At 44.9% G+C, this 10145-nt stretch carries 7 protein-coding genes, 4 tRNA genes and 1 rRNA gene; 11 read left to right on the forward strand and 1 reads right to left on the reverse strand.

Annotated elements, in window-relative coordinates; all coding sequences use genetic code 11:
- Positions 1 to 131 precede the first annotated feature (131 nt).
- The 7 genes from alaS to MSP8886_RS21480 all read left to right on the forward strand — a co-directional run bounded on the left by alaS (position 132) and on the right by MSP8886_RS21480 (position 5011).
- Positions 132 to 2750, forward strand: coding sequence for an alanine--tRNA ligase (gene alaS, locus MSP8886_RS21450; protein WP_067021071.1), 2619 nt, complete (start codon positions 132 to 134; stop codon positions 2748 to 2750).
- A 46-nt stretch (positions 2751 to 2796) separates the two neighbouring features.
- Positions 2797 to 4038, forward strand: coding sequence for an aspartate kinase (locus MSP8886_RS21455; protein WP_067021074.1), 1242 nt, complete (start codon positions 2797 to 2799; stop codon positions 4036 to 4038).
- Between the two features lie 173 nt (positions 4039 to 4211).
- On the forward strand, positions 4212 to 4400 hold the full coding sequence (gene csrA, locus MSP8886_RS21460) for a carbon storage regulator CsrA (RefSeq protein WP_067021078.1): 189 nt from the start codon (positions 4212 to 4214) through the stop codon (positions 4398 to 4400).
- A 63-nt stretch (positions 4401 to 4463) separates the two neighbouring features.
- Positions 4464 to 4553: transfer RNA gene (locus MSP8886_RS21465), tRNA-Ser, on the forward strand.
- Positions 4554 to 4618: 65 nt separating this feature from the next.
- A tRNA-Arg gene (locus tag MSP8886_RS21470) sits at positions 4619 to 4695 on the forward strand.
- An 81-nt stretch (positions 4696 to 4776) separates the two neighbouring features.
- Positions 4777 to 4853: transfer RNA gene (locus MSP8886_RS21475), tRNA-Arg, on the forward strand.
- A gap of 81 nt (positions 4854 to 4934) precedes the next feature.
- Positions 4935 to 5011: transfer RNA gene (locus MSP8886_RS21480), tRNA-Arg, on the forward strand.
- A 139-nt stretch (positions 5012 to 5150) separates the two neighbouring features.
- Here the strand turns inward: MSP8886_RS21480 and MSP8886_RS21485 are convergent.
- Positions 5151 to 6098 (reverse strand): tRNA dihydrouridine synthase, encoded by a 948-nt coding sequence (locus tag MSP8886_RS21485; protein WP_139063194.1) that lies wholly within the window; start codon positions 6096 to 6098, stop codon positions 5151 to 5153.
- 175 nt (positions 6099 to 6273) lie between these two features.
- Here MSP8886_RS21485 and MSP8886_RS21490 point away from each other — a divergent pair, with 175 nt between their 5' ends.
- From MSP8886_RS21490 to MSP8886_RS21505, 4 genes are all read left to right on the forward strand, one after another.
- The gene (locus tag MSP8886_RS21490; protein WP_245659171.1) at positions 6274 to 6588 is read left to right on the forward strand and encodes an OadG family protein; all 315 of its coding nucleotides are present in this window, start codon (positions 6274 to 6276) and stop codon (positions 6586 to 6588) included.
- Positions 6589 to 6628: 40 nt separating this feature from the next.
- Positions 6629 to 8434 (forward strand): sodium-extruding oxaloacetate decarboxylase subunit alpha, encoded by a 1806-nt coding sequence (gene oadA, locus MSP8886_RS21495; protein WP_067021081.1) that lies wholly within the window; start codon positions 6629 to 6631, stop codon positions 8432 to 8434.
- A 32-nt stretch (positions 8435 to 8466) separates the two neighbouring features.
- Positions 8467 to 9639 (forward strand): sodium ion-translocating decarboxylase subunit beta, encoded by a 1173-nt coding sequence (locus tag MSP8886_RS21500; RefSeq protein WP_067021084.1) that lies wholly within the window; start codon positions 8467 to 8469, stop codon positions 9637 to 9639.
- Between the two features lie 384 nt (positions 9640 to 10023).
- Positions 10024 to 10145 (forward strand): 16S ribosomal RNA (locus MSP8886_RS21505); the annotation flags it as partial.

Below are 10145 nucleotides of genomic sequence, written 5' to 3' on the forward strand. Positions count from 1 at the left end.
GTTTCTTTTGAAAATACCTATCCTTTGCGTGTACTATTTTGTGCTTTTCATTGCACAGAGTTGGCATCTTTATAGGCCATTCGCGCAGTTCAATTCGCCAAACTAATTAAGAGATAGAGACTCATCCAATTATGAAGAGTTCTGAGTTACGCCAGTCATTTTTATCCTTCTTCGAAAGTAAGCAGCATCAGATTGTTGAATCCAGCTCTTTGATTCCTGGAAACGATCCTACTTTGCTGTTTACTAATGCAGGTATGGTTCAATTTAAAGACGTCTTTCTTGGGGAAGACATCCGTCCTTATAAGCGAGCGACAACCGCGCAGCGCTGTGTCCGTGCTGGTGGTAAGCATAATGATTTGGAGAACGTGGGCTACACAGCTCGTCACCATACTTTCTTTGAAATGCTTGGTAACTTTAGTTTTGGTGATTACTTCAAAAAAGAAGCCATTGCTTACGCATGGGAGTTTCTAACAGAAATACTAAAACTGCCAAAAGACAAGTTGCTCGTCACTGTCTACGCGGAAGACGATGACGCCTTCGATATTTGGCATAAAAATATCGGTTTACCAGCCGAGAAAATTATTCGCATTGGCGATAATAAGGGTGGCCGTTATCAGTCTGATAATTTCTGGGCGATGGGCGACACTGGGCCTTGTGGACCTTGTACAGAAGTTTTCTATGACCACGGTGAGCACATTTGGGGTGGGCCTCCAGGCTCTCCAGAAGAAGACGGTGACCGTTTCATCGAAATCTGGAACGTGGTCTTCATGCAATTTAATCGCTCGGCTGATGGGACCATGGCACCGTTACCAAAACCTTCTGTTGATACCGGGATGGGATTAGAGCGCATCGCGGCGATTCTTCAAGGTGTTCACAGCAACTACGAAATCGATTTATTCCAAAACTTAATTGCCGCGTCTGCTAAAGCGGTAGGGACAAGTGATTTATCTTCTCAATCGCTACGCGTGATTGCAGACCATATTCGCTCTTGTTCATTTATGATCGTTGATGGTGTGGTGCCTTCTAACGAAGGCCGTGGCTATGTCTTACGTCGTATCATCCGTCGCGCGGTTCGCCATGGTAATAAACTGGGGCAAAAAGGCACATTCTTCTATACGCTGGTCGACGCATTAGATATTGAAATGGGTGAGGCTTACCCAGAGCTTCGCAAACTAAAAGATCGTGTCGCGTCTATTTTATTGAAAGAAGAAGAGCAGTTCGCAAAAACCCTGGATCAAGGAATGAAAATTCTTGAAGAAGCGATTGCGAACCTAGGCGATAAAACGGTGATCCCTGGCGACATCATTTTCAAACTCTATGACACCTTTGGCTTTCCATACGATTTAACTCAGGATGTTGCCCGTGAGAGTGGCCTTGAGATGGATGTGGCGGGTTTTGATGAAGCCATGGAAGCACAGCGTAATCGTGCCCGATCAGCAAGCAACTTTGCGATGGATATGTCTGGTGGTGTGCGTATTGAGTCAATTACAAACTTTACTGGATACGACCACCTAGAGGGGGCGTGTGAAGTTGAGATGATTCTTGTTGATGGTAACGCTGTCGAAGCAATCGAAGCGGGTCAATCGGCCGTAGTGGTATTGAAATCGACACCTTTCTATGGTGAATCCGGCGGTCAGGTAGGCGATCAAGGTTGGTTGCGTGGTGCGGGTGCCTTTAAAGTCACTAACACGACAAAACAAGGTAAGGCTCATTTGCATCATGGCGAGTTAAAAGAAGGTCGTTTGGCCGTAGGGGATGAGGTTACTGGTCAGGTAGATCGTTCTCTGCGTATGGCAACCACATTGAATCACTCAGCTACGCACTTAATGCACGAAGCATTACGACGTGTGCTAGGCGACCATGTGATGCAAAAAGGCTCTTTGGTTGACTCTGAGCGTTTGCGCTTCGACTTTTCTCATTTTGAAGGGGTAACCGCAGCGGAGATCGAGCAAATTGAAGACATGGTGAATGAGCAAGTTCGTTTAAACCGTCCTGTTGAGACAGAGATCATGGATATTGAAGCGGCGAAGGCGAAAGGTGCCATGGCGCTGTTTGGTGAAAAATACGATAGCCAGGTGCGTGTACTGACAATGGGGGCGGATTATTCCATTGAGCTTTGTGGTGGTACGCATGTTAAACGTACCGGTGATATCGGCTTGTTCAAGATTCTTTTTGAGAACGGTATTGCAGCAGGGGTTCGTCGTATTGAAGCGGTCACAGGTAAGGCAGCAATTGATGCTACGCGCCAAACCGAAGCGGCTCTTAATAATATTGCTAGCTTGGTAAAAGGCAATAAAGACTCGGCGCTAGATAAAGTTGTGGCACTAAATGATCACGCTCGCGCCTTACAAAAAGAGTTGGATGTGCTGAAAGGGAAAATGGCGGCACTGGCTGGAGCGGATCTGGCTTCTCAGGCCGTTGATATTAATGGTGGTAAGTTGCTGGTGGCACAAGTGGAAGTAAGTGACCCTAAAGCGTTACGTGATTTGCTGGATGAGCTAAAGAGTAAGCTTGAATCAGCGGTTGTGTTATTAGCCGCAGTAAATGATGGCAAGGTCAGTTTGATTGCTGGCGTAACGAAAGAGCTAACCAAACAAATAAAAGCCGGTGATTTGATAAAAATGGTCGCACCCTTTGTGGATGGTAAAGGGGGTGGTCGTCCTGATATGGCACAAGCTGGCGGTAACAATCCAGCCGGGTTGGCAGAAGCATTAGCGGCGGTACCCGATTGGGTTGCCGAGCGCGTTTAAATCGATTCGCTCATCTTTGAGCATTTTTTGTGAGTAGAAGAAAGCTATGGCGTTGTTAGTTCAAAAATACGGCGGTACGTCGGTGGGTACGGTTGAGCGTATCGAAGCCGTTGCCGACCGAGTGCTTAAGCACAAGCGACAGGGTGATGATATTGTGGTAGTGGTTTCCGCCATGAGTGGCGAAACCAATCGGCTAATTGAGTTGGCGAAAAATATTCAAGCGGCCCCCGATACTCGTGAAATGGACGTCTTGTTATCCACTGGCGAGCAAGTGACCATTGCTTTGTTGTCGATGGCACTACTGAAGCGAGGTTTAGATGCTCGCTCATATACGGGCTCTCAGGTTCGTATTACGACTGACAACGCTCATGGTAAAGCTCGAATCCAAAAGATAGACACAGAAGCCATGCGTGCCGATATTGATGCTGGCCGCGTTATTGTGGTAGCAGGATTCCAGGGGGCCGACGAACTGGGGAATATTACAACGCTTGGTCGTGGTGGTTCCGATACCACCGGCGTGGCCTTGGCCGCAGCGCTAAAAGCCGATGAGTGTCAAATTTATACCGACGTCGATGGGGTTTATACAACGGACCCTCGTGTTGTAGACAGTGCCCGTCGCATGGATAAAATCACATTTGAAGAAATGTTGGAAATGGCGAGCTTGGGCTCAAAAGTGTTGCAAATTCGTGCTGTTGAATTTGCGGGTAAATACCAAGTCCCGTTAAGGGTTCTATCAAGTTTTTCAGAAGGTGAAGGCACTTTGATTACTACAGAGGAGAATGAAAACATGGAGCAGCCAGCTGTTTCAGGTATTGCGTTTAACCGTAATGAAGCCAAACTAACCCTTAAAGGGGTGCCTGATACACCAGGTATTGCTGCACGTATTCTTGGTCCTATCAGTGATGCGAACATTGAAGTGGATATGATTGTTCAGAACGTCTCTGCTGATGGCACAACGGATTTTACCTTTACTGTCGATCGAAATGATCATGATAAAGCACTGTCTATTCTTAAGGGGATTGAGGGAGAGCTTGGGGCTCGTACGGTAATGTCCGATGCGAAGATTGCCAAGGTATCCATTGTTGGAGTCGGTATGCGTTCGCATGCGGGGGTTGCCAGCAGCATGTTTAGGGCTCTGGCGAAAGAGTCTATTAATATTCAGCTCATTTCGACATCAGAGATTAAAGTGTCTGTGATCATTGGTGAGAAGTACTTAGAATTGGCTGTACGTGCTTTGCATTCGGCCTTTAAGTTGAGTGATAGTGCTGCCGGTGTGAGTGAGGAGTAACACCTTCTCACACAATGGACACAAAAAAGTGACAACTTGGTCACAATATAACCACAAAATTGAGTTGGCTAATTATTTCTCTTAGCGTTACAATTCCTTTTGTAGGAATCGCCCTACAATAACTGTAGGGCGATTCGCGATTATTGAATAAAGGAATTCTAGGGAGAAATATTATGCTTATTCTTACTCGTCGTGTTGGTGAAGCGTTGATGGTTGGTGACGAAGTGTCTGTAACCGTATTAGGTGTTAAAGGTAACCAAGTGCGTATTGGTATTAATGCGCCAAAAGATGTATCTGTTCACCGTGAAGAGATTTACCTTCGCATTCAAAAAGAACAGAACGGCGAAAAAACTGAAGAATAACTTTTTTTTAAAAAAGGGGTTTACAAGGCAGGTGTGTCGTATATAATGCGCACCACTTGTTACGGAGAGTTGGCCGAGTGGCTGAAGGCGCGCCCCTGCTAAGGGTGTATGGGTTAACACTCATCGAGGGTTCGAATCCCTCACTCTCCGCCATCCAAGTTCATTTTTTAGATCCAATCTTTGATTATCTAAAGTATGATGAAAAGTTTGAAAATTTTGCATCCGTAGCTCAGCTGGATAGAGTACTCGGCTACGAACCGAGCGGTCAGAGGTTCGAATCCTCTCGGATGCACCATTTCAAATTTATCTTTTAGAGACTATCCTCTCTTTTTGTAAAAGATCTTAATTGATCAAAAGGTCGTTGGATAATTGTTGTGCATCCGTAGCTCAGCTGGATAGAGTACTCGGCTACGAACCGAGCGGTCAGAGGTTCGAATCCTCTCGGATGCACCATTCCCAATCTGTCTTTTAGAGATCGATTACCTCATCTTTTATTAAAGATAACAGTGTCGAAAGACAATCAGTTATTGTTGTGCATCCGTAGCTCAGCTGGATAGAGTACTCGGCTACGAACCGAGCGGTCAGAGGTTCGAATCCTCTCGGATGCACCATTACTGAATATTTTATCTCCCTTCTGGCTTTCCTGCCTATTTTCATTCAAACCTATTTTTTCTTATGGCATCCTTGCCGTTGTTTTCTTTGCTGCATATTGTCGCGCTGCGCGTATTTATTTAAAGAATGGTATTCGGCTTAAGCGAGAGTTGATGTTTTCTCTAGTGCGATGCTATTAAAGGTCTGTATAAGTTCGTCTACCGTTTGGCAGCGGCGAAGTGATTGCAAGTTGTCTTTTATATCTGTAAAACCAAAGCGGAGATGGCCACACCACTGTTTTAATCGCCCTAAAGTCGCCACGTTGTCATAATGTTGTTGTAGCGCTTTGGCGTAATCACGAAATATGATGGCGAGACTGCTGATAGGGGGTTGCGACGTTTTGCCATTAAGTTGATCCCGAATTACCTGAAAGGTGAAAGGATTTTTGAGTGCTCCTCGGCCAATCATAAAATGCTGGCAGCCAGTAATAGATTGGCAGCGCAGTAGGGAGTCAGTGTCAATAATGTCACCATTTGCAACCACAACCATGTTTGTTCTATCTTGTATCCTGCCAATTTTTTCCCAGCGAGCGGGTGGTTTGTAGCCATCTTTTTTGGTGCGCCCATGAATCGTTAGAGTTCCTACTCCAGCAGCCTCGATGGCCGCAACATTATCGAAGAGTAATGCTTCATCATTAAATCCCAAACGAATCTTTGCGGATAAGGGTGTCTGCTTAGGGAGAGCTAGACGGATGGTGTTCATGATGTCATACAGCATAGAAGGATCTTGCAGCAATACAGACCCACCACCATGGCCATTGACCCGTTTCGCTGGGCAGCCAAAATTTATATCAATATGTGAGGCGCCAGCATTCACTGCATTAAGAGCGCTTTCTGCCATTAATTCGGCATGGCTTCCTAACAGCTGTGTATGGACAGGGTGATGAAAAAAAGTTTGTGAATTATTCGCGTTTTCAGGTATCAGCCGCTTAAATGAAGAAGTAGGAATAGGGTATTGAGTGACGCGTACAAACTCAGACACTAGATAATCCATACCGCCTATTTTTGACAATAAATGACGCATTGTATGATCCATGACACCTTCCATGGGGGCAACGGCAAGTATTATGTCTTTAAATTGTTTTTTTCTTTCAATAAATAAGGATGTTTTTTTTGAATTGTTCACGAATTATGTCAAACTATTGCGGTTAAAAATATAAAACTGTTCTGAATTGTAATTAAAAATAATCAACTTGGTCAGAAGCAGCCCGAGAAGGGTGCATATGATCACAATCAATGAAGACACACAAGATACTTATGTTAAGGGCACTGATGCTATGAATGGATTACTTGAGAATGGCTTGGGGTTAATGATACTAGGGATGGGTTTTGTTTTCTTATTCTTAGTTGTATTGATTTATGCAACAGGCTTTATGTCAACTTTTATTCATCGCTTTTTTCCCGACCTACCAGACAAACTCGAATCGCCCGCTATTAAGCAAAGTAACTCTAGGCAAGTTGCGAGTTCTCATTCGACTATGGATTCAAAAGTGGTGGTAGCGATTACTGCTGCTATTCATCAGCATAGAAATAAATAACCCACCTTTATTATTAATGATTTTTGTCAGAGGCTGAAATATGACAGCAGTAACACAACCCCTTGGGATTACCGATGTCGTTCTGCGTGATGCTCATCAATCCTTATTTGCTACTCGTATGCGTATTGACGATATGTTGCCCATTGCTGAGGCGTTAGATCAAATAGGCTTTTGGTCATTAGAATCTTGGGGTGGGGCAACATTTGATGCTTGTATTCGTTATCTTGGTGAGGACCCTTGGGATCGCATCCGTGAGCTAAAAAAGGCTATGCCAAAAACGCCACAGCAAATGCTGCTACGAGGGCAGAATCTATTAGGTTATAGGCATTATGCCGATGATGTTGTTGAAAAGTTTGTTGAGCGTGCTGCGATCAACGGGGTGGATGTCTTTCGCATTTTTGATGCGATGAATGACCCTCGCAACCTAGCAACGACCATTAAAGCAGTTAAACAGCAGAACAAACACGCACAAGGCACGATCTCGTACACCAAAAGCCCAGTGCACTCCACTAAAAATTGGGTGGATTATGCGAAAACCTTGGAAGATATGGGGGCAGATTCCATCGCAATCAAAGACATGTCTGGTATCTTGACGCCCTATGATGCTTTTGAATTGGTGAGCTTGTTGAAAGAGCAAACGGATTTAGAAGTACAGCTTCATGCTCATGCAACCTCTGGCTTATCAGATATGACTATTCTAAAGGCCATTGAAGCGGGTATAGATCGTGTGGATACGGCCATTTCATCTATGTCAATGACATACGGACACACTTCCACTGAGGCGGTTGTCGCCGCTTTGCAGGGAACTGAGCGTGACACGGGCTTAGATCTAGCGCGTCTAGAGGAGATTGCGACCTATTTTAGAGAGGTTCGTAAAAAATATGCGACGTTTGAGGGGTCATTACGGGGTACTGATTCTCGTATCCTGATAGCGCAAGTTCCTGGTGGTATGCTCACCAATATGGAGAGTCAGCTCAAAGAACAGGGTGCATCCGATAAATTTGACGATGTATTGGCTGAAATTCCTAGAGTGCGAAAAGATTTAGGCTTCATTCCATTGGTAACGCCAACATCTCAAATAGTCGGCACTCAAGCCGTATTGAATGTGCTAACCGGTGAGCGTTATAAATCCATCTCTAAAGAAACTGCAGGGGTATTAAAGGGGGAGTATGGCGCTGCTCCTGCTCCGTTTAATAAAGCTTTGCAAGAAAAAGTGTTAAATGGTGCGGAGCCGATTACCTGTCGTCCTGCCGATCTGCTTTCTCCTGAAATAGATAAATTAACAGAAGAGTTAATGGCTTTGTCAACGGAGAAAGGTTTTCAATTGTCGGATGATCAAATTGATGATGTGCTGACTTATGCCCTATTTCCTCAGGTGGGCTTGAAATTTCTGGAAAACCGTCTGAATCCAAGTGCTTTTGAGCCCGCTCCTAGTGCTCTTAAGGGAGAAGACACTCAGAATGTCAGTACGAAAGTCCAAGCCAGTACCACCCCATCAGGAGACAGTGTCTATACCGTCACGGTATCAGGTGAGCAATTTGTTGTTCAAGTATCCGAAGGCGGAGAAATTGGCGCAATCCAACCTAAACCGAGCTCTCAACCTGTAGAGACAGCAAAAGCGCCTGCCACGGCTTCAAGTGAGCCTGTTCCTTCGCCTTTATCGGGCAATATTTTTAAAGTCTTAGTGTCGGTAGGTCAACAAGTTGAAGAAGGTGACGTCATTATGATTCTTGAAGCAATGAAAATGGAAACGGAAATATCCGCTCCACAATCGGGAGTCGTGGCGTCTATTAATGTCAAAGAGGGTGACTCTGTTCAGGTGGGGCAAACGCTCTTAGTTCTATAGTATTCACCTTATTCAGAAGGTTATTGATAACAATGGAAGATAAATTACTGACTCTTTACCATGATACTGGCATTTACCAATTGGAATTTGGGCAATTTGTCATGATCTGTATTGGGTTGCTGCTTGTGTACTTGGCAATAAAAAAAGGCTTTGAGCCTTTATTGTTGTTACCTATCGGTATCGGGGCGGTATTAGTCAATATCCCTGGAGCAGGGTTTATGGCCGCACCTGTTTATGATGCACAGGGCCACATGACAACTCCAGGTGGGTTGCAATACTATATTTATCATGGGGGAATCGAGACAGGTTTATTTCCTTTGATTATTTTCATGGGAGTCGGGGCTATGACAGACTTTGGCCCTATGCTGGCGAACCCTAAAACCTTATTGCTTGGCGCGGCAGCCCAGTTTGGGATTTTTGCGACAGTTATTGGGGCTGTTTTATTAGGGACTTCTGGGTTAATGGACTTCTCCTTAGCTGATGCTGCCGCGATTGGTATTATTGGTGGTGCGGATGGACCGACCGCGATATTTGTGGCGAGCCGTTTGGCACCAGAACTGCTTGGGGCTATTGCGGTGGCGGCTTATTCTTATATGGCATTAGTACCTCTGATTCAGCCTCCAATTATGCGTGCTCTGACCAGCAAAGAAGAGCGCTCTATTAAAATGGAGCAACTGCGGCCAGTTTCGAAAAAAGAAAAAATTATTTTTCCAATTGTCGTCACTTTACTGGTGGCTATGTTTTTGCCTTCGGCCGCTCCTTTGTTGGGCATGTTCTGCTTTGGCAATTTGATGCGAGAGTGTGGGGTTGTAGAGAGGTTAAGTGATACTGCGCAAAATGCATTGATCAATATCGTTACTATCTTCCTTGGGTTAGGGGTTGGTTCAAAACTGAGTTCAGAAGCCTTCTTGAATATTGAAACCTTAGGAATTTTAAGTCTAGGGCTGATTGCTTTTTCCATTGGGACGGCGTCGGGTGTATTGATGGCGAAGTTAATGAATAAAATGTCGTCTCATCCAATTAATCCACTCATCGGTGCGGCGGGAGTGTCCGCTGTGCCGATGGCGGCTCGTGTAGCGAATAAAGTCGGTTTAGAAGCAAACAAGCACAATTTCCTACTCATGCATGCCATGGGGCCTAACGTGGCTGGAGTGATTGGTTCAGCTGTGGCTGCTGGGGTGATGTTGAGCTACGTTGGTAGTTAAGTACGTAAATAAAAAAATATAAGAGAAAATGCAAAAAGTACTTGCGCTCAAAATTCTAGGATGTATTATACGCACCCACTGACACGGACGGCAACGCAAACAACGCTTTGCCACTTAGCTGAAACAACAAGCTAAGCAAGCCGAACGACAACACGTCAGACGCTCTTTAAAATAGATAATCAGATAATTTGTGTGGGCGCTCGCTGAGACCTTCAGAAGATCGACAGGGTTTTGCTTAGTTTACTGAGTAGGGCACTGAGCGATCAAAAAAATTGAAGTCTTACGAGAGTCAAACACGTCAATTCGCTTTATGTTGATTTGTGATCTTAGATGATGAATCGATTAAGTTATTGTTAGTGTAAGAATTTGAGTGAGCAAGCTTTTAAACTGAAGAGTTTGATCATGGCTCAGATTGAACGCTGGCGGCAGGCTTAACACATGCAAGTCGAGCGGTAACAGGGGAGCTTGCTCCTGCTGACGAGCGGCGGACGGGTGAGTAACGCGTA

It is taken from the genome of Marinomonas spartinae (assembly GCF_900089775.1).
Classification (GTDB): Bacteria; Pseudomonadota; Gammaproteobacteria; order Pseudomonadales; family Marinomonadaceae; genus Marinomonas; species Marinomonas spartinae.